The organism is Streptomyces sp. NPDC001843 (genome assembly GCF_042891955.1).
GTDB lineage: Bacteria > Actinomycetota > Actinomycetes > Streptomycetales > Streptomycetaceae > Streptomyces.
In genome coordinates this window covers 46,986-70,594 of record NZ_JBIATQ010000015.1, presented here as the reverse complement: position 1 = coordinate 70,594, position 23,609 = coordinate 46,986, and the positions used below count along the sequence as shown (strand labels likewise).

The 23,609-nt window shown below is 73.9% G+C and carries 21 protein-coding genes and 1 pseudogene; 3 read left to right on the top strand and 19 right to left on the bottom strand.

Annotated elements, in window-relative coordinates:
* Window positions 1-121 precede the first annotated feature (121 nt).
* The 12 genes from ACFYZQ_RS32190 to ACFYZQ_RS32135 form a co-directional block, all read right to left on the bottom strand.
* Window positions 122-1,036 carry a glycosyltransferase family 2 protein gene (locus ACFYZQ_RS32190; RefSeq protein ID WP_389155432.1) on the bottom strand — a complete coding sequence of 305 codons (915 nt, stop codon included), beginning with the start codon at window positions 1,034-1,036 and terminating at the stop codon, window positions 122-124.
* Complete coding sequence (locus tag ACFYZQ_RS32185; protein WP_389155430.1) at window positions 1,033-1,977, bottom strand: glycosyltransferase family 2 protein; 945 nt, start codon at window positions 1,975-1,977, stop codon at window positions 1,033-1,035. Before ACFYZQ_RS32185 ends, ACFYZQ_RS32190 begins: the two co-directional genes overlap by 4 nt.
* A complete protein-coding gene (locus tag ACFYZQ_RS32180; protein WP_389155428.1) occupies window positions 1,946-3,013 on the bottom strand; it encodes a glycosyltransferase family 9 protein in 1,068 nt (355 codons plus the stop codon). The genes ACFYZQ_RS32185 and ACFYZQ_RS32180 overlap by 32 nt, the downstream gene beginning before the upstream one ends.
* A gap of 2 nt (window positions 3,014-3,015) precedes the next feature.
* Window positions 3,016-4,470 (bottom strand): D-glycero-beta-D-manno-heptose 1-phosphate adenylyltransferase, encoded by a 1,455-nt coding sequence (gene rfaE2 / locus ACFYZQ_RS32175; RefSeq protein ID WP_389155426.1) that lies wholly within the window; start codon window positions 4,468-4,470, stop codon window positions 3,016-3,018.
* Window positions 4,467-5,135 carry an SIS domain-containing protein gene (locus ACFYZQ_RS32170; RefSeq protein ID WP_389155423.1) on the bottom strand — a complete coding sequence of 223 codons (669 nt, stop codon included), beginning with the start codon at window positions 5,133-5,135 and terminating at the stop codon, window positions 4,467-4,469. The genes rfaE2 and ACFYZQ_RS32170 overlap by 4 nt, the downstream gene beginning before the upstream one ends.
* Entirely contained in the window at window positions 5,132-6,382 is a 1,251-nt protein-coding gene (locus ACFYZQ_RS32165; protein WP_389155420.1) for a glycosyltransferase, read from the bottom strand. The genes ACFYZQ_RS32170 and ACFYZQ_RS32165 overlap by 4 nt, the downstream gene beginning before the upstream one ends.
* Window positions 6,379-7,341, bottom strand: a complete 963-nt coding sequence (locus ACFYZQ_RS32160) for a glycosyltransferase (protein WP_389155418.1) — start codon at window positions 7,339-7,341, stop codon at window positions 6,379-6,381. Before ACFYZQ_RS32160 ends, ACFYZQ_RS32165 begins: the two co-directional genes overlap by 4 nt.
* Before the next feature lie 13 nt (window positions 7,342-7,354).
* On the bottom strand, window positions 7,355-8,362 hold the full coding sequence (locus ACFYZQ_RS32155; protein ID WP_389155416.1) for a glycosyltransferase family 9 protein: 1,008 nt from the start codon (window positions 8,360-8,362) through the stop codon (window positions 7,355-7,357).
* Between the two features lie 178 nt (window positions 8,363-8,540).
* Window positions 8,541-9,185: a D-glycero-alpha-D-manno-heptose-1,7-bisphosphate 7-phosphatase gene (locus ACFYZQ_RS32150; RefSeq protein WP_389155413.1), complete on the bottom strand. Its 645-nt coding sequence runs from the start codon at window positions 9,183-9,185 to the stop codon at window positions 8,541-8,543.
* Window positions 9,182-10,240, bottom strand: a complete 1,059-nt coding sequence (locus ACFYZQ_RS32145; protein ID WP_389155411.1) for a glycosyltransferase family 2 protein — start codon at window positions 10,238-10,240, stop codon at window positions 9,182-9,184. The genes ACFYZQ_RS32150 and ACFYZQ_RS32145 overlap by 4 nt, the downstream gene beginning before the upstream one ends.
* Window positions 10,237-11,871 carry a carbamoyltransferase gene (locus ACFYZQ_RS32140; RefSeq protein WP_389155408.1) on the bottom strand — a complete coding sequence of 545 codons (1,635 nt, stop codon included), beginning with the start codon at window positions 11,869-11,871 and terminating at the stop codon, window positions 10,237-10,239. The genes ACFYZQ_RS32145 and ACFYZQ_RS32140 overlap by 4 nt, the downstream gene beginning before the upstream one ends.
* A 52-nt stretch (window positions 11,872-11,923) precedes the next feature.
* Window positions 11,924-12,919: an NAD-dependent epimerase/dehydratase family protein gene (locus ACFYZQ_RS32135; RefSeq protein ID WP_389155405.1), complete on the bottom strand. Its 996-nt coding sequence runs from the start codon at window positions 12,917-12,919 to the stop codon at window positions 11,924-11,926.
* 304 nt (window positions 12,920-13,223) lie between these two features.
* On the opposite strand from ACFYZQ_RS32135, the gene ACFYZQ_RS32130 reads away from it, so the two are divergent.
* Together ACFYZQ_RS32130 and ACFYZQ_RS32125 are read left to right on the top strand one after the other, a co-directional pair.
* The gene (locus tag ACFYZQ_RS32130) at window positions 13,224-13,787 is read left to right on the top strand and encodes a hemerythrin domain-containing protein (RefSeq protein WP_389155403.1); all 564 of its coding nucleotides are present in this window, start codon (window positions 13,224-13,226) and stop codon (window positions 13,785-13,787) included.
* A gap of 391 nt (window positions 13,788-14,178) precedes the next feature.
* Complete coding sequence (locus ACFYZQ_RS32125) at window positions 14,179-15,492, top strand: MFS transporter (protein ID WP_389155400.1); 1,314 nt, start codon at window positions 14,179-14,181, stop codon at window positions 15,490-15,492.
* Between the two features lie 81 nt (window positions 15,493-15,573).
* Here the strand turns inward: ACFYZQ_RS32125 and ACFYZQ_RS32120 are convergent, their stop codons facing one another.
* The 4 genes from ACFYZQ_RS32120 to ACFYZQ_RS32105 form a co-directional block, all read right to left on the bottom strand.
* Window positions 15,574-16,101, bottom strand: coding sequence for a hypothetical protein (locus tag ACFYZQ_RS32120; protein ID WP_389155397.1), 528 nt, complete (start codon window positions 16,099-16,101; stop codon window positions 15,574-15,576).
* A gap of 132 nt (window positions 16,102-16,233) precedes the next feature.
* Window positions 16,234-16,977: a metallophosphoesterase gene (locus ACFYZQ_RS32115; protein WP_389155394.1), complete on the bottom strand. Its 744-nt coding sequence runs from the start codon at window positions 16,975-16,977 to the stop codon at window positions 16,234-16,236.
* Complete coding sequence (locus ACFYZQ_RS32110; protein WP_388789331.1) at window positions 16,974-17,270, bottom strand: BON domain-containing protein; 297 nt, start codon at window positions 17,268-17,270, stop codon at window positions 16,974-16,976. The genes ACFYZQ_RS32115 and ACFYZQ_RS32110 overlap by 4 nt, the downstream gene beginning before the upstream one ends.
* Window positions 17,267-17,962: a hypothetical protein gene (locus ACFYZQ_RS32105; protein WP_389155392.1), complete on the bottom strand. Its 696-nt coding sequence runs from the start codon at window positions 17,960-17,962 to the stop codon at window positions 17,267-17,269. Before ACFYZQ_RS32105 ends, ACFYZQ_RS32110 begins: the two co-directional genes overlap by 4 nt.
* 207 nt (window positions 17,963-18,169) lie before the next feature.
* Here ACFYZQ_RS32105 and ACFYZQ_RS32100 point away from each other — a divergent pair, with 207 nt between their 5' ends.
* On the top strand, window positions 18,170-19,621 hold the full coding sequence (locus ACFYZQ_RS32100) for a purine-cytosine permease family protein (RefSeq protein WP_389155389.1): 1,452 nt from the start codon (window positions 18,170-18,172) through the stop codon (window positions 19,619-19,621).
* A 120-nt stretch (window positions 19,622-19,741) separates the two neighbouring features.
* Here ACFYZQ_RS32100 and ACFYZQ_RS32095 read toward each other — a convergent pair.
* From ACFYZQ_RS32095 to ACFYZQ_RS32085, 3 genes and pseudogenes are all read right to left on the bottom strand, one after another.
* A pseudogene (locus ACFYZQ_RS32095) lies at window positions 19,742-20,707 on the bottom strand (YihY/virulence factor BrkB family protein); the annotation flags it as partial.
* Between the two features lie 85 nt (window positions 20,708-20,792).
* A complete protein-coding gene (locus ACFYZQ_RS32090) occupies window positions 20,793-21,875 on the bottom strand; it encodes a right-handed parallel beta-helix repeat-containing protein (protein WP_389155386.1) in 1,083 nt (360 codons plus the stop codon).
* 448 nt (window positions 21,876-22,323) lie between these two features.
* A complete protein-coding gene (locus ACFYZQ_RS32085; RefSeq protein ID WP_389155383.1) occupies window positions 22,324-23,598 on the bottom strand; it encodes an IPT/TIG domain-containing protein in 1,275 nt (424 codons plus the stop codon).
* Window positions 23,599-23,609 lie beyond the last annotated feature (11 nt).

Here is a 23,609-nt window from a genome sequence, read left to right as displayed (position 1 = left end):
GCTGCCCTCTTCTCATAGCCCCCCCCCCCCCCCCCCGCCCCGCCCCCCCCCCCCCCCCCCCCCCCCCCGCCGCCCCCCCCCCCCCCCCCCCCCCCCCCCCCCCCCCCGCGTCCGGGGATGTTCAGCCCACGTACCGCCGGGCGGGTGAGTCACGGCGGGCGTGTTGCAGCTCCGTCAGCCGCCGCTCGAGCTCCGGCGGGACGGGGTCGCGCTGCCGCAGCACCCAGGGCAGCCCGGCCGCCGCGTGGGCGAAGGCGCGGGCCGAGGCGGCGTCCCGGGGGACGGTGGCCAGCAGGTGGGCGGTGCGGCGCACCGCGGGACCGAGCGGGCGGCGCAGCCAGGTGAACCAGAGCGTGTTGCGCAGCCCGAGGACCCGGCGGGCCGTGCTGTCCCGCAGTACGGACGCCTGGTGGTGGACCGTCAGTTCCTCGGCGTAGCTCAGCCACCAGCCCTGCCGCAGCAGGTCGGTGGCCAGCAGTTCCTCCTCGCCGCCGAGCCAGAGGCCGGGGTGGAAGCCGCCCGCGCCGCGGAAGGCGTCGGTGCGCAGCACGGTGGCCGCCGCGAGGAAGGAGCCCAGCGGCGGCCCCGGCAGCCAGCCGGGTCCGGTCAGCGGAGACTCCCGCAGCTCCCGTACGACGGGATCCTCGGTGCCGCCGGGTTCCACGAGGATGCGGGCCGTGACGCCCGCGAGCCGCGGCCGTGCGTCGAGGAGGTCCGCGGCGCGCCGCAGGCTGCCCGGCTCCCACCAGGAGTCGTCGTCGCAGAAGGCGACGTAGGGGGTGCGCACCCCGCGGACCGCGAGGTTGCGGCCGACGGCGCCCAGGTTGCGGCCCGGAGTCAGCAGCCGCACCTCGGGGAAGTCGCGGCGGACCGCTTCGGCCGTGCCGTCGCAGGAGCCGTTGTCGGTGACGGTCACCGCAGGCCGCTCGGGCAGCTCGCGCAGCAGCCGGAGGGTGCGCAGGAGTTCGGCGCGCCGGTTGTGGGTGATCACCACGACGGTGGTGCGGTCGTCGCGTTCGGTGGTGCGTGCGTTCATGCCGGTGTGCTTTCCCGGGTCGTGGCGGGCGCGGGGCCGTCGAGCAGCCGGGCCGCCCGCTCCACGTGCGGGGGCAGCCTGCGGCGCCGGGCGAGGGCGGCTGGAAGACGGGTGAGCACCCCGCGCAGGGCCGGGCGGGCGGCGGACCGGCCGGTGAGGGCGGCGGCGGTCAGGCGGGCGCTGGCCCTGAGGGCGACCGGGACCGGGCGGCGCATCCAGAAGGTGAGGATCTCGTTGCGGAGCTGGAGGTGGCCGCGGTCGGAGCGGTGTGAGGGCTCGGGGTGGTGGCGGGCGGTCAGGGAGGGCTCGTAGGCGACGCCCCAGCCGCCGGCCGCGAGGTCGTAGGCGAGCAGGGTCTCCTCGCCGCCGAAGAAGAGCACCGGGTGGTATCCGCCCGCGGCGAGGAAGGCGTCCCGGCGCACCACGCAGGCGCAGCCGAGGAAGCCCAGGACCGGACGGCCCGGCAGGTCTGTCTCGCGTGGCAGCGGGGAGGCGGCGAGCACGTCGTTGAGCGGGTCCTCGGTGCCGTCGGGGCCGACGAGGGTGCGGGCGGCCAGCAGGCCGAGGCGGGGGTGGGCGTCGAGCACGTCGGCGGCCCGGCCCAGGCTGCCCGGCTCCCACCAGGAGTCGTCGTCGCTGAAGGCGACGTAGGGCGTGCGGGCGTGCCGTACGGCGAGGTTTCGGCCGAGGGCGCCGGTGTTCCCGCCGGGCCTGAGGACCCGGACGGCCGCCGGGTGACGGCGTATCGCCGTCAGGGTGGTGTCGTCGATGCCGTTGTCGACGACGATGACGGGCGGCTGTTCGGGCAGCGCTGCCAGGGCATCGAGGGTGCGCAGCACGCTGGCGCGGCGGGTGATCACGGCGACGGTGACCCGGCCGTCCGGGGCGGCGGTGCGGGCGGGTGCCGTGTCAGGGGCGGGCCGAGGGGACTGGGGGCACACGGTCGTCGTCTCCCTTCCTGGTCGGGGCGCTCGGCGGGCCGGATCGCAGCAGAGCGAGCGCGGCGCCGGTCACCTCGTCGGCCGTGATCCGCAGCAGCTGGGGGTCGGGAGCGGTGCCGTGCGGGTCGCCGGGCGGGCCGGGATGCCACAGGGCGCGGTGCCGCGGGGAGGGGGGCGGACCCCACAGGTGGGGCGGCACCGGGCCGAAGAGGGTGACGGACGGTGTGCCGTGCGCCACCGCCAGGTGGGCGGGGCCGGTGTCCCCGCTGACGACCAGCGCGGCGTGGGCGACGAGCGCCGACAGGGCGCCGAAGGGCAGCCCGCCGCGCAGGACGTCCCCCGCGGGCAGGGCGGCGCGGGCGGCGACGTCCAGCACCAGGCCGTCCTCCTTCGGGCCGCCGGTGAGGACGACCCGGTGGCCGGCGGAGCGCAGCCGCCGCACGGTGTCGGCGTAACGCTCGGCGGGCCAGCGGCGGGCGGCGGCCTCCGCACCGGGGTGCACGACGACCGCGCCGGGTGCCGGGGAGGGCGCGTCCGGCGCGGGCAGGCGTACGTCGTCGGGGTCGGCGGGGATGCCGTACGCCCGCAGGAAACGGCACCACCGCTCGCGCTCGTGCTCGTCGGGCCGCCAGTCGGCGGGGCGGCGGGGCTCCTGCCCGGGGTGGGCGAAGGCGAGCAGGCGCCCGGGGCGGAGCGCGGCGAGGGCGTCGCGGCTCTCGGGCCCGTTGCCGTGCAGGTCGATCGCGAGGCTAGGGGCCGGTCCCGGCCAGTGCTCCAGCGAGGGCACGCCGCGGTCCGGCGCCTCGGCGGGCAGCACCTCGTCGACGGTCCCGGTGGCCAGGGCGGCCTCGGTGAGCGCGGGGGGCAGCGCCAGGACGATGTGGTGCCCGGGGTGGGCCCGGCGGATGCCGCGCAGTGCGGGCACCCCGGCGAGGAGGTCGCCGAGGCCCAGTGCGCGCAGCACCAGCAGACGGGGCCTGGGCCCTGCTGTCCGGACCATCCCGGCGCCGTGGGGGCCGGCCGGTGCGGGGGGCATCGTCACCTCCGTGCGTCGGGGCCGGTCCGGGTGAGGTGCTCGGGGCGCGGGCCCAGGGCGGCGCGCTCGGCGATGCCGGTGGTGGACCGGCCGTCCAGGTAGGGGAAGAGGACGACCTGGCCGCCCCAGCTCGCCACGAGGGAGGCCTCCGGCAGCTCGGCCACGGCGTAGTCGCCGCCCTTGGCCCAGATGTGCGGGCGCAGTTCGCCGAGCAGGCGCTCGGGGGTGTCCTCGTCGAACACGGCGACCGCGTCGACGCACTCCAGGGCGCGCAGCACCCGGATCCGGTCGGCCTGGGGCACGAACGGGCGGCCGTCGCCCTTGCGGCGGCGCACGGACGCGTCGGAGTTGACGCACACGATCAGGCAGTCCCCGGTGCGGCGGGCGGCCTGGAGCAGGGCGACGTGGCCGGCGTGCAGCAGGTCGAAGCAGCCGCCCGCGGCGACGACGGTACCGCCTGCCGCGCGGACCCGGGCGGCGGTGCGCAGGGCGTCCTCGGTAGGTTCGTCCGCCGCGGCCGGGCGGGGCTCGTCGTCGGCACCGGCGCCGGTGTCGAGGGCGCCGAGGGAGCGGACGCCGCCTTCGGCGACGTAGCGGGTGGCGGCGTGCACGGCCCCGCGGACGGCGTTCTCGGTGAGTTCGCCGTCCGCCAGGAGCCCTGCGGCCGTCGCGGCGAACCGGTCCCCGGCTCCGCAGGCGTCGCCCTCGGCGGTGACCGGCGAGGGCACCATCAGCGGGGTTCCGCCATGCGACAGCAGCGCGCCCCGGCCGCCCAGCGTGACGGTGACGGAGGCCGCGCGCCAGGCGTGGACCAGGGTGTCGGCGTCCCGGGCGGCGGTGCGCAGCTCGCTTTCGTGCTCCGGCTCGTCCGCGCCGCCGAGACGGCTCGCGAAGGCGCGGGCCTCGGTCGCCGACGGGGTCGCCACGCGGACGCCGGGCACCGGCGGTTCACCGCGCGGGTGCGGGTCCCAGACGACGGGTACGTGCGCCGCCGCGCGGATCAGCGGCTCGCGCAGCGCGTCCGCGGTACCGCGGCCGTAGTCGGCGACGAGGACGGCCCCGGCGTCGGCGACCGCCCGGCGGGCGCCGACGGTGGCGTCCTGGGCCCGCCCGTCGCCGTCGTCCAGTCGCAACAGGGGCCTGCCCTCGGCCAGGACGCGGGTCTTGCTGGACAGGGCTCCGGTCAGGGGCAGTTCGACCAGGCGGACCCGGCCGGCCAGCAGCTCGCGCAGGTCGTTGCTGGACGGGTCGTCGCCCAGCGCGGTGACCAGGGTGACCTCCCGGCCGTCGGCGGCGGCCAGCCACGCGGCGAGGGCGGCGCCACCCGGGCGGGTGGCACGCCGGACCCCGCCGACCACCGGCACGGGCGCGTCGGGGGCGAGGCGCTCGGCCCGGCCGGTCAGGTCGTGGTCGAGCAGCGCGTCCCCGACGACGAGCAGCGGTGCGGGGGCGGTCATACGGCGTCCTCCCCCGCCGCCGCCCAGTGCCGTCGCCGTCCCTGCCCGGCCCGCTGCTCCGGCCCCCGCTGTTCCCGCGCCCGCTGTTCCCGCTCCCCCTGGGCGGCGGCCTGGTCGAAAGCCTCGCAGACCATGTGCACGGCCACCAGGTGCAGTTCCTGGACGGTGGCGCCGGTCGCCGCCTCGACGCACAGGGCCTCGTCGGCGGCGGCCTGCAGCGGGTTGGGCGCGGGGCCGGTCAGGGCCCAGACGGTCATGCCGAGCCGGTGTGCCTCCTCCGCCGCGACCAGCAGGTTGGCGCTGGCGCCGCTGGTGGAGAGCAGCATCAGCAGGTCGCCGTCGCGGCCGTGGGCGGCGACCTGCCGGGCGAAGATCTCACTGACGCCGTAGTCGTTGGCGATGGCGGTGGTGGCGGAGGTGTCGGCGTGCAGGGCGAGCGCGGAGAACGCGGGCCTGTCGTCGCGGTAGCGGCCGACCAGTTCGGCGGTCAGGTGCTGGGCCTGGGCCGCGCTGCCGCCGTTGCCCGCGACCAGCAGCCGGGCACCGCCGCCGAGGCGGCCGGCGAGCGCGGTGCCCCAGCGCTGGATGAGCGGGGCGTCCTCGCGGAATCCTTCGAGGGCCTTCATCAGGTCGTCGCAGTGCGTGACGTCGGTGACGAGTTTCATCGGACGACTCCCGAGAGCGAGGGGACGGAGGAGACGGCGCTGTAGACCCGGGCCACGCCGTCGGCCACGCGGTCCCAGGTGTAGCGGTCGAGGACGCGCTGCCGTCCCCGGTCGCCGTAGCGGGCGAGCAGGGCCGGGTCGTCGAGCAGGCGGCGGACGGTCGCGCCGACGGCGTGGTCCGCGTCCGGTGAGTCGTCGCCGGCGGGGACCAGGACCCCGGTGCGACCGTCGACGACGGTGTCGAGCTGGCCGCCGACGGCGGTGGCGACCACGGGGGCCCGGCAGGCCATCGCCTCGACGGGGACGATGCCGAACGGCTCGTAACGGGGCAGCGAGAGCACGAGGTCCGCGCTGGACATCAGCCGGGGCATCGCCTCGCGGCTCACCCCGCCCAGCAGGGTCACCCGGTCCGCGACGCCGTACTCCTCGGCGATCGCCCAGAGCCGCTCGGCCTCCGGTTCGGCGGCGAGCAGGGCCTGTTCGGGGCCGCCGGCGACGAGGAGTTCGGCGTCGGGGACGTCGGCGAGGGCGCGGATGGCGCGGTCGAAGCCCTTGCGGGGGACGAGCCGGCCGACGGTCAGCAGCCGCCGGAGCGCACGCCGTTCGCGCATCGCTTCCGGAACCGGGGCGAACTCCTCGGGGTCCACCCCGCAGGGCACGATCGAGATGTTCCTGCGGGGCAGGCCCATGGCCTCCAGTTCGGCCACCTCGTCCCGGCAGGTGGCGATGATCGCGCCGGCCTCGCGGCCCACGGCGGTCTCGATCGCGATCCGGTCGGCCGGGCTGGTGTCGGCGGGTCCCTGGTAGCGCTTCTTCACGGTGCCCAGGGCGTGGTAGGTCTGCACCACGGGGATGCCCAGGTCGCGTGCGCCGGCCAGGGCGGCCGTGCCGGACATCCAGAAGTGGGCGTGCACCACGTCGGGCGGCTCCGCGGCCCACTCCTGGGCCAGCCAGGCGCCGAACTCCGGCATGTAGGGCAGGAGTTCGTCCTTGGGTATCGGGGCCGCCGGGCCGGCGGGTACGTGCGCCACCTTCACGCCGTCCGGCGTGGTGACCCGGTCCGGCAGCCGGGGGTCGTCCCGGCGCGTGTACACCACGACCTCGTGGCCGCGGCGGGCGAGCTGCCGGGCGACCTGGGCCACGTACACGTTCTGGCCGCCCGCGTCCGGTCCGCCGAGCTCGGCCAGCGGGCTGGCGTGCTCGGACACCATGGCGACGCGGCCGGCCGAGGGGTAGCTGTGGCTCATCGGGTGACCTCCTTGATCAGGCGCTCCCAGTCGTCCCGGAAGCGCCGCTCTCCGTAGCGGGCCTGTGCCGCAGCCCTGGCGGCCTCCCCCGTCAGCCGGGCGTGCGCGGGATCGGCGAGGAATCCCCGGACCGCGTCCTCGAGCACGTCGAACCGGTTGGAGACCACCCCCGCTCCCTCGGGGACCGCCTCACGCACCTCCGTGGTGTCCAGGGCGACCACCGGCATGCCGAGGAACATCGCCTCCAGCAGGGACAGTCCGAGCGAGGTCCAGCGGATCGGGTGGACGTAGAGGCGGCACCGGGCCATCGCCGGGTGCAGTTCGCCCTGGGACAGGTCCCGGCTGCGGCAGCGGTCGGGCGGGATCCCCAGGTGGTCCGCGAGGCCCTCGGTACGCATGCCGAAGGCGTCCAGCGGGGCCCAGCGCGCGAAGAGCGGCAGCAGGTCGGTGCCGGTGGTGCGGCCCCGGCGCACCGGCTCGTTGACGACGACCGCGGCGCTGGTCTCCTCACCGGTCCACAGGTGGCCCGGGTCGATGATGCCGTGCTCGATCACCTCGGTCGGGGCCCGGCCGTTGTCCCACATCAGGCGGTTGAAGTGGGTGACGTGCACGACGGGGATGTCGGTGCGGTCGGCCAGCGGGTGGCGGGTGCCGTCGGCCGTCCCGTGCGGGGCGTTGTGCTCGACGTACACGGCGGGCACGTCGACGCCGGGGCGGCGGCCCGTCCACTCGTGGGCCAGCTCGAGCTCGTGCGGCCGCTGGAGCACCATCAGGTCGATGTCGGCGTCGCGCAGCCCGGCGGGGCTCACCTCCCGCACGGACCCGGGCCACTGCCAGGTGCGCGCCCGGCCGAGGCCGTCCGGCCCCCGGTCGGGCAGCACCGGCACGAGGAAGGTGTACGGCCCCTGCACGAACGAGGTCAGCCACGAGCCGTGCACATGCCAGACAAGGACGTTCATGGGCTCTCCTGGGTCATGTGTGCTGCTTGGTCAGCTTCCGCACCGCGCTCACCACGTCCTCGGCCGTGACCTCCTGGAGGCACGGGTGGCCGGGGACGGGACAGCGCCGGGCCCTGCTGTCGGCGCACGGCGCCCGCTGGTCGCCGAGGAGCACGCACGGCACGCCGTACGGGGCCCACCGCTCGGCCGGGACCACCGGCGCGAACAAGGAGACCACCGGCGTCCCGACGGCCGCCGCCAGATGGGCGGGCCCGGTGTTGCCGCACACCACGGCGTCGGCCATGCGCAGCACGCCGGCCAGGGTCCGCGGGTCGGTTCGGCCGCCGAGGTCCACCCCGGTGTCGCCGCTGACCCGCCGGGTGAGATCGAGCTCTCCGGGACCTCCGGTGACGACGACCCGGTGGCCGGCGTCGGTGAGCAGGGCGACGGCCTCGGCGCAGCGCCCCGGGCCCCAGGCGCGGGCGGGCGCGCTGGCGCCGGGGTGGACGACGACGTACGGGCCGTCGCCGGTCAGGGCGACGGTGTCGGGCGGGGGGACGACGCGCAGCCGGCCGTCGTCGCCCGGGCGGGGCGGGAAGCCCATGGCGGCGGCGGTGTCGAGCGCGGCCTCCACCTCGTGCCGGCCGGGCAGCCGCCGGTGGCGTACGTCGAGGAGGCGGCCGGGGTGGTCGACGCTGTCGGCGCCGATCCGTCCGACCCCGGCCAGCCTCAGCAGCAGGGCCGTGGGCAGCGGGCTCTGGTGGAAGGAGGTCAGGACGAGCGCGATGTCGAGAGCGGCCTCCCCGAGCCGTCCGACGAGGCCGTCGACGTCCGCGGCGTCCACGGCCGGCGGGTCGAAGCCCTCCCAGGGCGCCTCCCACACGATCACGTCGTCCACGCCGGGCAGCAGGCGGGCGGCGGGCTCGCCACGCGGCCCGCACAGCATCGTGACGTGCGAGGCGTGCGCGGCGACCGCGCGTACGGCGGGACCGGCGAGCAGCACGTCACCGAAGCTGTCGAGGCGTACGACCAGGGCTTTCACGAGCGGTCACCTCCCCGCGGGCCGAGGCCACGGCGGAGCGCCGGCGGCGGAACGGCCGCGGACACGGCACTCGGCCCGCACCAGGACCCGCCGGGTGAGCGGCGAGCACCGCCCACCCAGACGACCGGCCCTGCCGACGGCACACGGCCGAGGCTGTCGGGACGTATGGCCACGGCCTTCACGGGCGCTCACCTCGTTCCCCGGTGAGGATCCGCCGTACGGCCGTGAGCAGGTCGCCGGCGGTCTCCGGCGCCGCCGCGACCTCCTCGGGCCGGGTCACCGCGTTGGGCACCAGCACCGCCCGGGCGCCCGCGGCCCGCGCGGCCAGGACGTCGGCCCCGATGTCGCCGATCACCACGCAGCTCCGCGGGTCCACGCCCAGGCGGCGGGCGGCCTCGAGGACCAGGCCCGGGCGGGGCTTGCGGCAGGGGCAGCCGGCCTCCGGCAGGTGCGGGCAGTACACCCAGGTGCCGATCCCGCCGAGCAGGGTGTCCACCCGGTCGTTGACGCGGCGCACATCGGCGTCGGTGAGCAGTCCGCGCCCGATGCCGGACTGGTTGCTGACCACCGCGGTGGGGATGCCGGCCGACCGCAGCAGTGCCACGGACTCCTCGGCGCCGGGCAGCAGCCGCACCTGCTCGGGGTCGCCGTTGTAGGGCACGTCCTCCACCAGGGTGCCGTCGCGGTCGAAGAGGACGGCGGTCACGCGGGTGTGTCCCGCGGGCCGGGGGTGCACGGGGTCCTCCACGGCGGCGGGGGCGTCCCTGACGGCCGGGTCCGCGGGCGGGGCGGGCCCGCTGCGGCGCGTCGTGGCGGCGCTCATGTCACGCTCCCCAGCGGTGCGGCCGCCGGCGGTACGGCCTTCAGCGATGCGGCCTTCAGCGGTTCGGCCCCGCGGTGGCGTACCAGCCCGGTGAGCCAGTGCCTGACCGCCAGCGGGGGGATGGCCACGCTGGTCGCGGCCATGGTGGCGACCTCCGACGCGGTCCGGGGGCCGGGCAGGATACGGGCCATGGCGAACTCGGCGGTGCCCAGCGCCCACAGGATCCCGGCGGCCGATGCGGCGCGGCGGCGGCCGGTCAGGGCGAGCACGGGTGCCGCGAACGCGAGGGCGGTGACGACGGCGTGCCGGGGCAGCCTGCCGCGGGGGGCACGGGCCCGGTCCCACCAGCCGGGGCCGTGGAGGTACTGCATCAGGGCGTCGTCGGCGTTCCCGCGCTGGGCGCGTACGGACACCCACCGGTCGGCCGTGCGCACCGGGTGGCGGGTGACGCGCCGCCCGCGATGCAGCGACCACCCCGCGTCGAGCACCCGCAGGGCCAGGTCGGCGTCCTCCCGGAAGGCGCGGCGGAAGCGTTCGTCGAAGCCGTGGACGTGGGTCAGTGCCGACGTGCGGTAGGCCATGTCGGCGGTGGCCCAGGCGGCATCCGCCAGCCCGGCGGTGCCGCGTTCCCAGTCGGTCGGGCGGCGGTCCTCGGGCAGCGGCACGGTCAGGCGTCCCTGGGTGCCGCCCGTGCCGGCGGGCGCCTGGGCGAGGTCCTCCGCGAGGCGGTCGGACCAGTCGGGGAGCACCTGCACGTCGTCGTCGAGGAAGACGGTCCAGGGCGTGGTGAGCGTGCGCCAGCCGGTGTTGCGGGCGGCGGCCGGGCCGCGCCCGCCGCTGCGCAGCGTGCGTACCCGGTCGAGGAGGACCCCGGCCGTCTGCACGGGCAGCGGCCCGGCCGGTTCGGGGCGGTCGTCCACGACCACGACCTCCTCGGGCGGGTGGCCGGTCGTGGCCGCGGCCAGCGCGCGCAGGCAGTCGGCGAGGCAGTCGCGCCCGATCGTCGGGATGACGACGCTGTAGGCGGGGGCGCCTGTCGTACGAGCATGCGTCATGCGAACACCTTCTTCCGCCGGATCGCGAACGGGCCGAGCGCGAGCAGGTCCACGGGCGCGGAGCCGAAGCACTCCAGGGCGTCGCGCGGGTCGTCGACCATGGGCCGGCCCGCCGTGTTGAGGCTGGTGTTGACCACCACGGGCAGCCCGGTCCGGCGTTCGAACCCGTCGATCATCCGGGCCACCAGCGGTTCGTCCGCGCGGTCCACGGTCTGGATGCGGGCCGTGCCGTCCACGTGGACGACGGCCGGGATCCGCTCCCGCCACGCCTCGGCGACCTCGTGCACGAACAGCATGTAGGGGCTGGGCAGCGGCCCGTCGAAGAGTTCACCGGCCCGTTCGGTCAGCACCATCGGGGCGACGGGCCGGAACTCCTCACGTCCCTTCACGGCGTTCAGGCGTTCCAGGTTCTCGGCGCGTCCGGGGTGGGCGAGCAGCGAGCGGTGGCCGAGGGCTCGGGGGCCGTACTCGCTGCGGCCCTGGAACCAGGCCACGACACCGTCCCGGGCGAGTTCCTCGGCGACGGTCTCGGCGATGTCGTCGGGCTCCTCGTAGGGGACGGCCGCCCGCTCCAGCCAGGCGCGCAGTTCGTCGTCGCTCCAGCCGCGGCCGAGGGCGGCGGTCGGCATCGCCTCCACCGTCTCCTTCTGGTGCGCGAGGTGCAGGGCGGCGCCCAGCGCGGTGCCCGCGTCCCCGGCGGCGGGCTGCACCCAGATCCGTTCGAAGGGGCCTTCGCGGTGCATCCGGGTGTTGGCCACGCAGTTGAGCGCCACTCCGCCGGCCAGCGCCAGCACGTCCTCGCCGGTGCGCTCGTGCAGCCACCGCACGAGGCCGAGCAGGACCTCTTCCAGGCAGGCCTGGGCACTGGCCGCCAGGTCGGCGTGGTCCTGCGACCAGGGGGCGCCCGCCGGGCGCGGTGGGACCAGCGACGCCCAGGGCACCGTCCGTGCCCGGAAGCCGCCCTGTCCGTCGAGGCCGACGTGGGGTCGCAGTTGGTCGAGGAAGCGCGGCTTGCCGTAGGAGGCGAGGGCCATCACCTTGAACTCGTCGCTGCTGCGCAGGAATCCGAGGTGCTGGGTGAGGTCCTCGTAGAACAGGCCCATGGAGTCGGGCAGCGACTGCGAGCCCAGCACGGTCAGTTCGCGGTTGACGTAGCGTCCGGCGAGGTGCGAGCCGCATTCGCCGCGGCCGTCCAGCACCAGTACGGCGCAGTCCGGGTACGGGGAGGCCTGACCGGCCGAGGCGGCGTGGGCGACGTGGTGGGCGACGAACCGCACCTTCTCCGGGTCCAGGCCGGGGAGCGCCTCGGCGAGGAACTCCGGTGCCCGGCGGGCGTATTGCTGGCGCAGGTGGTCCCAGGGGTCGTGCAGGCCCAGCTGCTCGGCCGGCCGCGCGAGTCCGGGGTCGTAAGAGTAGGCGACGGCGTCGAGGTCGGAGGGGGTCAGCCCGGCCTGGTCCAGGCACCATCGGGCGGACAGTTCGGGCAGTTCCCAGGCGGAGAAGGGAACGGGCCGCTTGCCGTGCTTGCGCCGGCTGAAGCGCTCCTCCTCCGCGGCTGCCACGATCCGGCCGTCCACGACCAGGGCCGCGGCGGGGTCGTGGAAGAGGGCGTTGATTCCCAGGACGCGCATGCTGCCTCCGTGGCGGGGTGGGGGTCGGCTCCCGCGGGTGCGGGTGACCTCTCTACGGCTGCGGGGCCGGTTCGCGGACCGGCGGCACCGCGGCGAAGTGGGCGATGGTCTGCTTGATGCCCTCCTCCCAGGGCACGCGGGGCGCCCAGCCGAGCAGTTCGCGGGCGAGCGTGGTGTCCGGGCGCCGGCGCTGCGGGTCGTCGACGGGGCGCTCGACGTATTCGATGCGGGAGGAGGAGCCGGTCAGCTCCACGATGCGGCGGGCGATGTCGCGGACGGGGACCTCGTCACTGCCGCCGATGTTGACGGGCCGTACCGAGCGGCTCGCCGCGACCAGCAGGATGCCCTCGACGGTGTCGTCGACGTAGCACAGCGAGCGGGTCTGGCTGCCGTCGCCCGCCACCGTCAGCGACTCGCCGGCCAGGGCCTGGCAGACGAAGGTGGGCACGGCGCGGCCGTCGTGGGCGCGCATCCGGGGCCCGTAGGTGTTGAACAGACGGACGATCCCGGCGTCGGCGTCCTTGGTGCGCACATGGGCGGTGACCAGCGCCTCCGCGAACCGCTTGGACTCGTCGTAGACGCTGCGCGGGCCGACCGGGTTGACGTTGCCCCAGTAGTCCTCGCGCTGCGGGTGCACGAGCGGGTCGCCGTACACCTCGGAGGTCGAGGCGAGCAGGAGACGTGCCCCGTCACGCTCGGCGAGGGCCAGCATGTTGCGGGTGCCCAGGCTGCCGGCGTCCAGCGTCTCCAGGGGCAGCCGGAGGTAGTCGGCGGGTGAGGCGCAGCAGGCGAAGTGCAGGACCAGGTCGTACGGTCCCGTCAGTCGCCGCAGCACGTCGGACGCGCAGACGTCGGCCTCGACGTACCGGAAGCCGGGGCGGCCGTCGAGGTGGGCGACGTTGTCGGGTGATCCGGACAGCAGGTTGTCGACGCAGTCGACTTCGACACCCGCATTCAGCAGGTGCTCGCACAGGTGGCTGCCGAGGAAACCGGCACCGCCGGTGACCACGGCCCGTCCCCAGGGGACGCGCGTCGTCGCATCAGTCATGGAAGGTCCTTCGTCCGCGTCACGGGCCCCGTGGGCGCGATCGGGCGCAAGGGACCCCGGCAGCCGGGCGTGAACCCGCCCGGCGCGGGAAAAGCGGGATGTGGGGGGAGTGAAAGAACCGGTCGTGGGGGGCAGGGGAAGCGCTGTGCGACTCCAGTGGCCGCCGTGGTCTCGACGGCACTGACACGGGGTTCCCGTCCCAGTTGTTTTCACACGTTGATGTCTATTGTGCGAAACCTGGGCTGTACGCGCGATTCGTGTGAGTCGTCCGCGGCCGGGCACTCGGGGGCTGGAGGTGAAGGACATGGGACACGGTGGAAACGTCATCGACGAGCTGGTGACCGATCACCGCGAGGTCGAGGAGCTCTTCGGCAAGATCGAGGCGCTGCCTTCCGGTGACAAGAAGCGCAAGGTGTACGCCGACCAGGCCACGATGGAGCTGGTGCGGCACTCGGTGGCCGAGGAGGCCTATCTGTACCCGGCCGTGCGCGAGCACGTGGACGGCGGTGGAGCCCTGGCGGACAAGGAGCTCGAGGACCACGCCAAGGCCGAGCAGATCATGAAGGACCTCGAGAGCTGCGACGCCGACCACCCGGACTTCGACCGGCTGATCACCTCGCTGATGAGCGAGATCCGTGAGCACGTGACGGACGAGGAGGAGAACCTCTTCCCGAGGCTGCGGGCGGCGTGTCCCCCGGACGCGTTGGACGAACTGGGGGACAAGGTCCGCCAGGCGAAGAAGACGGCACCGACACGGCCCCATCCGACCGCCCCGGACAAGCCCCCGGCCAACAAGATGCTGGCGCCGGGCGCCGGACTGGTGGACCGGCTGCGGGACGCGCTGTCGGGCCGCGGCAAGATGGACTGAGGTTCTTCCGGCCGGACTCCCGGCAGAAGCCGAAACGGGCCCGTCGCCCTGGCGGCGGGCTTTTCGCTGCCCTTTTCCGGCTGACCGTTCGGCAGTCGGCTTCAGCCCTTGAATCCAGCTGCGCCCCTGTGAGCAAACCCACTCGGCATGCCAAGTACCGAACGTTCAGATGGAGTTGGTACTTGTGCGAGGCCCTCCCCGGCGGTCGGTGTCATCGACTCGGCCGTCCCTTCTGTCAACATGGTCGGCGCCGTGACCGACTCGGTGGAGCGGCCGTGCAGTGCAGCCGGCGTCCTTGGTTTCCGCCGGTCCCCCCTGACTGACGTCTGCCGAGAACCGCACTGTGCCTTCCGCCCCCGCCCTGCCCTCCCCTGCGCCGAAAACCGTGCCCGTGCCGCCCCGGAAGCCCTCGCGCTCCCCGTGGCGGTCGCTGCGGCACCGCGGCATGCGCTGGTGGTCGGCCGCCAACTTCGTGTCCAACGCCGGTACGTGGATGCAGCTCACGGTGCAGAACCTGCTCGTGCTGCAGATCACCGGCTCCGCGGCGGCGACCGGTCTGTCGATGTCCGTGCAGGCCGCTCCGGCGCTGTTCATGAGCCTGCTGGGCGGCGCCGCCGTCGACCGCTGGCCGCGCAAGCTCACGGTCGCCGTGAGCCAGGTGCTGCTCGGCGCGGTCGCCTTCGTGACGGCGCTGCTGGTGGCGCTGGACCGGCTCGACATGACCGCCTTGCTGGTGCTGTCCGCGGTGACCGGCATCATCGCCACCGTCGACGCGCCGGCGTGCGCCCTGCTGGGGAACGATCTGGTGCCGGCCGAGGACCTGCCCTCCGCCATCGGCGTGGGCGCGCTGGTGCACAGCGCGGGCCGGCTGGCCGGCACGGGCCTCGCGGGTCTGACGGTCGGCTTCCTCGGCACGGCCGCCGCGTACGCGGCCAACGGGCTGTCGTTCCTGTTCGTGGCCTCGGTCGTGCCGTTCCTGCGCCCCGCGCGGGCCGCGGCGGCCCGTACCGCGCCCGGCCCTGTCACCGCCACCCGCCCCGACGCGTCCGCCGGCGACATGACCGTGCGGGAGGGCCTGCGGTACTTCGCACGCCGGCCCCGGCTGGTCGCGCTCGCCGCCGTCACCGGGCTCAGCTCGGTCTTCGGCCGCAACTACGGGCTGACGCTGGCCGTGCTCGTCACCGGCCCGCTCGCCGGCGGCGCGGGCGCGTTCGGCACGGTGTCGACCGTCCTCGCGGTCGGCGGCATCCTCGGCGCGGTCCTCGGGGCGCGGATGCGCCGGCCCTCCGTCCGGCTGGTGGGGACACTGGCCGCCTCGGGTGCCCTGCTGCAGGTGGCGGCCGGGCTGTCCCCGTCACTGGCCGTGCTGCTGGTGCTGGTCCTCCCCATGGCCGTGGTCGAGTCCGTCTCCGACACCGCGGGCACGGCCGTCCTGCAGACCGACCCGCCGGCCCATCTGCGGGGCCGCGTCCTCGGCGTGTGGAGCAGCATCGGCACGGTGTGGAGTCTCGGCGGTCCGCCGGCCCTGGGCCTCCTCATGGAGTACGCCGGTGCCCGGGGCGCCCTTGTCACGGGCGGCCTGCTCATCGCGGCCCCCGTCGCCACCGCCCTCCTCCTGCGCGTCCGCCGCACCCCGTCCCCGGTCGCCCTGCCGGCCCGGGAAGGCGACGTCGCGGGGCAGGCGGCACTGGACACGGCGGCCTGAGAGGCGGCCCCGGGCGGGCGGACGGCGTTCCCGGGCGGGGCCGGACCACGGGACCAGGGGACTGCGGGCTGTTCGGGGCGCTCAGGCCGCCAGTGCCCGGCCCGGGTCGAGACGGTCCAGGAGCTGGGCGTGGTGGAGTTCGGCGACGGGCGCCAGGAGGTCGGGGTGGCGCAGCAGGGCCGCGGCCCGGCGGTCCGCCTCGTCGGGGTCGGTCAGACGCCGGAACTCGACCGGCGTACCGGTGGTGTGCTCGCCCTCGGCGAGCGCGGCCACCGCCAGGGCGGCCAGCTGCGGGTCGGTGAGCAGTCCGGCCGCCCAGCTGGCGACGACCTCGTCCACCCAGGTCCGCCAGGCCCATGTCTCCGACTCGTCGTCCTCGTGGACGGTGGCGCCGCTGATCCAGTCCAGCGCGGCGGAGCCACCGGGGCCCGCCATGCCGACCAGGGCGGCGTCCATCGCGGTCGGGTACCGCAGCCAGGCGGCGACGGTGACGGCCTGCCGCGCCTGCACCTCGCACAGGGCGCGGGCCAGCGCCCCGCCGCTGGGCGGGTAGGCGCGCGTCAGCCATTGGGCGGTCGCCGCTATGAGCGGGGAGAGGTCTGTGAGCACTACGGGGCCGTCCGAGCTGGTACCGGGTCTTCCGAGGGAGGAAGACGAGGAGGAGAACTCGGTAAAACGGTAGCCCGGCCGGGCCCCGACTGATGACGTGTCGTCGGCCACACTCCGGTACGAATCGGGGCGTCAGTCCGGCGACGCTCCTCGTTCCGGCAGGTGGTAGACGTGGAAGGCTCGTCCGATGACCGGCTGGGCCACGTTGCGCACCTTGACGCCCGCACCGGTCATCCCGTGCTCGGTGCCCGCGTGTGCGTGCCCGTGCACCGCGAGGTCGGCGCCCGCCGTGTCGATGGCCTCGGCCAGCAGGTAGCTGCCGAGGAAGGGATAGATCTCCAGCGGTTCCCCGGCGAGGGTGTCCGGCACGGGTGAGAAGTGCGTCAGGGCGACCCGTACGTCACACCCCCACTCGTCCAGCTCCCGCAAGGAGTCACGCAGCGCGTCGGCGCAGCGCCGGGAGTACCGGACGAACTCCTTCATGATCGGCTCACCGAACTCCCCGGCGCAGCGCCCGACGAACCCGCCGCCGAACCCCTTGGTGCCGGCCACGCCGATCCGGGGCCCGTCGTCGCCGGTCACGACGACCGCCTGCCCTTCGAGCACGTGCGCGCCCGCGTCCCGGAGGATGGCGGTGACCTCGTCGGGTCGGTCGTCGTGGTGATCGTGGTTGCCCAGCACGGCGACCACCGGGACCCCGAGGTCCTTGATCTCCCGGGCCACGACCTGGGCCTCCTCGGGCGTGCCGTGCCGGGTGAGATCCCCGGCCAGCAGCAGTACGTCGGCGCACTCGGGCAGTGTCTCGAACGAGGGCCTGAGCACTCCCTGGCTCTCGGGCCCCATGTGGATGTCTCCCACGGCCGCGACCCGGATCATGCGAGTTCCTCCGCCTCACCGGGCGAGGAGGTCCCCGCGACACAGATGTCCGAGTGGACCGGATGTCCCTGAAGTGCCTCACGGGCCTGGCGGAGGATGTCGTCGCGGCACTGCGCGGACGGCACCGTGCCGGTCAGCAGGACGGCCTCGCCCCGGATCTCGGCACGCACCCCCAGCTCGCCGAGTGGCCCCGCGGCCAGGCGTTCGGCGAGGTGGGCGACGCGGTAGTCCAGATGTTCGGCGTGTTCGGCCACCGGAGCACCAGGCGCGTGGACGGCGCCTTGGTCGGTCATGGCTGCTCCTCTTGCGGTTCGATGACGTGCAGGCGTTCGAGGAGGAAGAGGAAGGCCGCGGGCATCGGCTCGTCCCCGCAGGACTTCCGTACCTCCTCCCAGTCGACCTTCTCGCGCAGCGCCCGGGCGACGGGCAGCACGGACCCGAAGTCGCAGTGGTGCTCGGAAAAGGCGGTGACGAGGCTGCGCATGAGGTCGGTCGGCGCCAGGACGGGCATGTGCACGGAGTCGACCGACAGGTACTGCGCCCGTTCCAGCAGGTCCGGGGTGACGGGCCGGTGCGCCAACTCGAAGATGACGTCGACGTCCTGCTCGAAGCAGGTCGCCTTCAGCAGCCAGTCCTCGGGCGGCATCCGGACGCCCAGCCCGGCCTCGCGCAGTGTCTGCGCGACCGCCTCGGCGTCCTCGGGCAGGATGCAGAAGTCGGCGTCGTGCTGCAGATGCCGGCTGCCGCCGTGCGCGTACACGGCCACGCTCCCGGCAAGCGCGAAGGCGTGTCCGGCGCGCTTGAGGACCGCACCCACCCGCTTGGCCGCCTCGAGGATCGCCTGGCTGCGGTCCTGGGGCAGTTCCCGCGCCTCCGGGTGCGGTACGGGCTCGCCGGCCACCGGTGTCCCCCCGGGGTCGTCCGCCGCCAAGTGGAGTTCCGCCCGTCGTCGGGCGAGCGTCACGTCCTCCCCGTTCTGCGTCATGACCACTCCCATCTCCGCTCCGGCCCTGCCCCGGACGTCCCCGTTCGGCCCCGGGCGTCGGCCGGGCTCTCCTAGTACCCGACCCCTCGGGGTCGACACGCGGAACGCACCGGCTCCGGGGCGACGACTTGACCATCCGCTGGCTGGCACTTCCACGGACGGGGGAAGACCATGGCCACAGGGGCGGACGAGTACTCGGGAGGCACCATGACCACCACATCCGCCCCCGGGGTGACGGGCCTGGAGATCCGGTCGATCGACTACGTCCCACTGGACGAGCGGCACGGCAAGCTGTGGCACCTGGGCCCCCTGTGGTTCATGTCCAACGCGCAGATCGCGACGCTGGCGGTGGGACTGGTCAGCATCACCGCGGGCGGCAACCTGATCTGGTCGCTCATCGCGATCGTGGCCGGCACCGTCATCGGCACCTTCTTCATGGCCTTCCACTCGGCCCAGGGGCCACAGCTCGGGCTCCCCCAGATGATCCAGTCGCGGCCCCAGTTCGGCTACGTCGGTGCCCTGCTGGTCTGGATCTTCGCCTATGTGCAGTACGCGGGGTTCAACGTCTTCAACACCATCCTCGCCGGAGAGTCCCTGCACAGCACGCTGCACGGGGGCGTCAAGCTGTGGGTGATCGTCGTGACCGCCATCGCCTTCGTCATCGCGCTGGTGGGCTACGACATCATCCACAAGGCCGAACGCGTCCTGACGTACACCTTCCTCGTGGTGTTCGGCGTCTTCACGGTGGGCGTCCTGGTCACCCTGCACTACCCGCCGGGGTCGTTCGACCTCGGCCATTTCGCGTGGACGCCGTTCCTCGCCCAGTTCGGCGTGGTCGCCGGCTACCAGATCAGCTGGGCGATCTACGTCTCGGACTACTCGCGCTACCTCCCGCCGGACGTCACCGTCCGCAAGACCTTCTACTGGACGTACTTCGGCTCCGCGCTCGGCGGTATCTGGCTGATGGTCCTCGGGGCACTGCTGGCCGCCTGGGCCGGCAAGGGCTTCGACACGATCGCCTCGATCAACGCGGCCGGCGACAAGGTGTTCGACGGGTTCGGTGCGATCGTGCTGCTCTTCGCCACGCTCGGTCTGGTGTCCGTCACCGCGCTGAACATGTACGGCGGGTCGCTCACGCTCATCAGCGCCATCGACTCCTTCCGGCGGGTGACACCGACCCTGACCGTCCGGCTGGTGACCATCGGGCTCACCGCGGCCCTGTCCGTGATCGGCGCGCTGGCCGCGACGTCCAACTTCCTGAGCAACTTCGAGAACTTCCTGCTGCTGGTCCTCTACCTGTTCATCCCGTGGACCGCGGTGAACCTGATGGACTACTACGTCGTGCGCCGCGGGCACTACGCGGTCGCCGAGATCTTCAACCCGCACGGCATCTACGGGCGCTGGGGCTGGCACGGCATCATCGCCTATCTGGTGGGGTTCGCCGCGATGGTGCCGTTCTTCTCCGTGGGCACCCTGTACGTCGGCCCGGTCGCCAAGGCGCTCGACGGTGGCGACATCTCCCTCTTCGTCGGCCTGCCGGTGTCCGCGGTGCTCTACTGGCTGCTGACCCGGTCGATCGACGTGGCGGCGGAGACCCGGCTCGCCGAGGCCGAGGCCGAGACGCTGGAGCGCGCGGCGCACGAACACCGCGAACCGTGAACGGTTCCCGCCCCGTCATCGGGAGCGGTGCCGCACCTCCTCTTCCGTCTCGCTGCCCGTCCCGCTTTCCATCTCGTTTTCCGTCTCGTTCTCCGTCTCGGTCGCCCGCGCCGTCTCCTGCTCCACGCGGCGCTGCTCCTCCTCGCTCCAGGCCTGGGTGTCACGGGGCGGCAGATAGGGTTCCGCGTCCTCCGGGAGGCCACCGGCGACAGCGCGGCGACGGGCCAGTTCCGCGTCGAACTCCAAGCCGAGCAGGATGGCGATGTTGCTGATCCACAACCACACCAGGAAGACGATCACGCCGGCGAGCGTGCCGTAGGTCTTGTTGTACGAGGCGAAGTTCGACACGTAGAAGGCGAAACCCGCCGAGGAGGCCAGCCAGATCACCAGCGCCAGCACGCTGCCCGGCGTGACCCACCGGAAACCGCGGCCCTTGACGTTGGGTGTCGCCCAGTACAGCAGCGCGATCATCATCGTGACCAGGACGACCAGCACGGGCCACTTCACGATCGACCACACCGTCAGGGCCACGTCGCCGAACCCGAGGGCCGCACCGGCCTGACGGGCCACCCCGCCGGTGAAGACCACGATCAGCGCGCTGATCACCGCCAGCACCAGCAGCAGCACCGTCACACCCACCCGGACGGGCAGGATCTTCCACACGGGCCGGCCCTCGGGGATGTCGTACACCGCGTTGGCGGAGCGGATGAACGCCGCGATGTAGCCGGAGGCCGCCCACACCGCCAGCAGGATGCCCGCGACGGCCATGACCGAGCCGACGCCGCCCCGGCCGCGCAACTCCTGCACCGCGTTGCCGATGATGTCCCGCGCCGAACCCGGGGCCAGTCGCTGGATGTTGTCCAGCACCTCCTGGGTCGCCGACTCACCGGCGACGCCCAGCAGGGAGACCAGCACCAGCAGGGCCGGGAACATCGACAGCACGCCGTAGTAGGTGAGTGCCGCGGCGCGGTCGGTGAGATCGTCGTCCTGGAACTCCTTCACCGTGCCTTTCAACGCCGCCCACCACGACCGTTTCGACAGCTGCGTGGGTTCGTCCGGCTGATCGGATTCCCTTGTCCGCTCCATGTCCCCCAGGTAACCCGTCCGGCACTGTCAAATCTTTTCGCGTTCGCGAACAGTCAACTGCCTTGGTGGCAAAGCGAGTCGTGTGTCACTGGGGGCAGCCGGGGATGCTGCCGGCCGGGGCGCAGTTGCCGGGCGTGTTGCCGGTGACGGTGGTGCCCGTGACGGCGACCGAGCCGCCGGCCCGGAAGATTCCGCCGCCATGGCCGCCGGCCCCGTTCCCGGTGACCTCACCGGCGATCAGCTGAGCGCTGCCGACCTGGTTGTACAGGCCGCCGCCGTCGAGTGCGGCGGTGTTGCGGTACAGCGACGCGCCCTGGAGGAGCACGGTGCTGCCGAAGTTGGCGATGCCTCCCCCGTAGGAGGCGGCCGTGTTCCCGTCGACCGTCCCGCCGTTGACGGTCAGGGGCCCGGTCGCGGTGTAGATGCCGCCGCCCTCGAAGGTGTCGGTCCGGTTGCCGTGGACGGTCGTGTTGTTGAGGACCGTGGTCCCGTTGGTGGCCACTCCTCCGCCGGTGAAGGTCGCGGTGTTGCCGTTGACGGACGCGCTGCTGACGGTCAGCCGGCCGGAGTTGTCGACGTGGACGCCCCCGCCGTCGGAGGCGGTGTTCAGCGTGACGACGCCGCCGGACAGGTCCGCGCTGCCGCCGGGGGCCACCTCGATGCCGCCGCCCGTGCCCGCGGCGGTGTTGCCGGTGACCCGGCTGTTGCTCAGGGTGAGACGTCCCCGGGCCAGGATGCCGCCGCCGACGGTGCCGGGATCGGCTGTGGCGCTGCCGCCCGACACGGTGATCCCGTTGAGGGTGAGGGAGCCCTGGGGGGCCACCTCGGCGATGCGGAAGGCGGTGGTCGCCGTACGGGTGATGGTGGCGGAGTCGGCGCTGATGGTCACGTTCGCGGTGATGACGGGAAGTCCGTCGGCTCCGTAGGGGCCACCGGCCACCGCCGGACTGGTGATCTTGTAAGAACAGCCGGCCGAGAGCGTGATGGACCCGACGCCGATGGTGTTGGCGTTGTTGATCTGTCTGATCAGCTCGTCGACGTCGCCGCACGGCACCACCGTCCGGGGGGTCGCCAGGTTCTCGGCGGCGGCCGACGCGGCGATGCCCACACCGGACGTGCTCAGCAGTGCGGCCAGGGTCAGGGCGCGGGTCTTCTTCACGGTCAGCACCGGTACTCCCTCTGTTCGTCTGCTGGACGGCGGTCTCCAGAACCGACCGAGTGGGGGAACTGCCGCCTCGACAGTCCAACTTGATCGTGACCGTGGGTGGTCTGCATCCAGTGGGATCCGGATGGGTGAGGGGGCGACACCACGGGGCGTTTTCTTTTGGAAATGGTTCTTGCGAGGAAAGGAGGGCGTGAACAGTGCGCTGGGCCGTTCGTGTGACATAGTCACGAGGCACTTGCCGGGGTCTTCGCCGGAATGGATTACTGGAATCGATCCAACCGGTGGGCCGCCCATTCTCGCCGGGGGATGCGGCAGTCGGACCACTCGCTGCTTTTCCGGAAGAGCACGTGTGATCGTGCCGGCATACCGCGATGGGCACTCCTGGTGGGAAGTTGGATCCGTGCAGCCGGTGCCGTTCGCGGCACCGGCTGTCGCGGTTTCACCACTTCCCTCAGATGCCCGGGGCCGCGATCCGGGTGTAGGTGAGGCTGTTGCTGGTGCCGGCCGGGGTGGTGACCGTGACGGTGACCGGCCCGGCCGTTCCCGCGGGGGCGGCGGCGGTGAGCTGGGTGGGTGACACCACCGTGAACGGCACCGGGGTCGAGCCGAACTGGACGCCCGTGGTGTCGGTGAGATTGGTGCCGGTCACGGTCACGACGGTGCCGGCCTGGGCGGGCCCCTTGTCGGGGACGAGCGAGGCCAGCGCGGGTGCCGCGAGATACACGTAGGCGACGGGGTTGCTGGTGCCGCCCGGGGTCGTGACGGTCACCGCCGCGGTGCCCGCAGCATGAGCGGGAGCCACCGCGGTGATCTGGGTGGCCGAGTTGACGGTGAACGACGTCGCCGCCAGCGTGTCGAAGCGCACCGCCGTCGCGCCGAGCAGGCCGGTGCCGGCCAGGGTCACTGTGGTGCCGCCCGCCGTGGTCCCGGAGGGTGGTGTGACGGCGGTCAGCGACGGCGCGGCGGCGTAGAAGAAGTAGGCCTGGGGGTTGTCGGGGTTGCTGGTGCCGCCCGGGGTCGTGACGGTCACCGCCGCGGCACCGGCCGCGTGGGCGGGGGCCACCGCGGTGATCTGCGTCGCCGAGTCCACCGTGAACGACAACGCGGCCACCCCGTCGAAACGCACCGCCGTGGCACCGGTCAGGTTCGTCCCCGTCAACGTCACCGACGTACCCCCCGAGGTCGGCCCCTGGGTGGGTGACACACCGGTGATGGCGGGCGCCGCGAGATACGTGAAGGTCAGGGCATTGCTGGTGCCACCGGCCGTGGTGACGGTCACCGCGGAGGCCCCGGCCGCGTGGGCGGGGGCCACCGCGGTGATCTGCGTCGCCGAGTCCACCGTGAACGACGACACGGCCACCCCGTCGAAACGCACCGCCGTGGCACCGGTCAGGTTCGTACCCGTCAACGTCACCGACGTACCGACGGGGCCCTGAGTCGGTGCCAGGCTCGTCAGTGTGGGAGCCGATACGGTCACGTAGGTGAAGGGGACCGACTGACTGCTGGTGCCCTGGCTGGTGGTCACGGTGACGTTCACCGGTCCGTTGCCGGGTGGGCTGACCGCCGTGATCTGGGTGCTGCTGACGACGGTGAACGAGGTCGCGGACGCGGCGCCGAACCGGACGGCTGTGGCGCCGGTGAAGCCGCTACCGGTCACGGTGACGGTGGTACCGCCGGAGGCCGGCCCCTGATTGGGACTGACCGAAGAGACCACAGGGGCAGCCATCGCTGTAACTC

Coding starts and splice junctions, on each gene's coding strand:
- ACFYZQ_RS32190 (WP_389155432.1), bottom strand. CDS start 1,036: ATGAACGCACGCACCACCGAACGCGACGACCGCACCACCGTCGTGGTG.
- ACFYZQ_RS32180 (WP_389155428.1), bottom strand. CDS start 3,013: ATGCCCCCCGCACCGGCCGGCCCCCACGGCGCCGGGATGGTCCGGACA.
- rfaE2 (WP_389155426.1), bottom strand. CDS start 4,470: ATGACCGCCCCCGCACCGCTGCTCGTCGTCGGGGACGCGCTGCTCGAC.
- ACFYZQ_RS32170 (WP_389155423.1), bottom strand. CDS start 5,135: ATGAAACTCGTCACCGACGTCACGCACTGCGACGACCTGATGAAGGCC.
- ACFYZQ_RS32165 (WP_389155420.1), bottom strand. CDS start 6,382: ATGAGCCACAGCTACCCCTCGGCCGGCCGCGTCGCCATGGTGTCCGAG.
- ACFYZQ_RS32160 (WP_389155418.1), bottom strand. CDS start 7,341: ATGAACGTCCTTGTCTGGCATGTGCACGGCTCGTGGCTGACCTCGTTC.
- ACFYZQ_RS32150 (WP_389155413.1), bottom strand. CDS start 9,185: ATGAGCGCCGCCACGACGCGCCGCAGCGGGCCCGCCCCGCCCGCGGAC.
- ACFYZQ_RS32145 (WP_389155411.1), bottom strand. CDS start 10,240: ATGACGCATGCTCGTACGACAGGCGCCCCCGCCTACAGCGTCGTCATC.
- ACFYZQ_RS32140 (WP_389155408.1), bottom strand. CDS start 11,871: ATGCGCGTCCTGGGAATCAACGCCCTCTTCCACGACCCCGCCGCGGCC.
- ACFYZQ_RS32135 (WP_389155405.1), bottom strand. CDS start 12,919: ATGACTGATGCGACGACGCGCGTCCCCTGGGGACGGGCCGTGGTCACC.
- ACFYZQ_RS32130 (WP_389155403.1), top strand. CDS start 13,224: ATGGGACACGGTGGAAACGTCATCGACGAGCTGGTGACCGATCACCGC.
- ACFYZQ_RS32115 (WP_389155394.1), bottom strand. CDS start 16,977: ATGATCCGGGTCGCGGCCGTGGGAGACATCCACATGGGGCCCGAGAGC.
- ACFYZQ_RS32110 (WP_388789331.1), bottom strand. CDS start 17,270: ATGACCGACCAAGGCGCCGTCCACGCGCCTGGTGCTCCGGTGGCCGAA.
- ACFYZQ_RS32105 (WP_389155392.1), bottom strand. CDS start 17,962: ATGACGCAGAACGGGGAGGACGTGACGCTCGCCCGACGACGGGCGGAA.
- ACFYZQ_RS32100 (WP_389155389.1), top strand. CDS start 18,170: ATGACCACCACATCCGCCCCCGGGGTGACGGGCCTGGAGATCCGGTCG.
- ACFYZQ_RS32085 (WP_389155383.1), bottom strand. CDS start 23,598: ATGGCTGCCCCTGTGGTCTCTTCGGTCAGTCCCAATCAGGGGCCGGCC.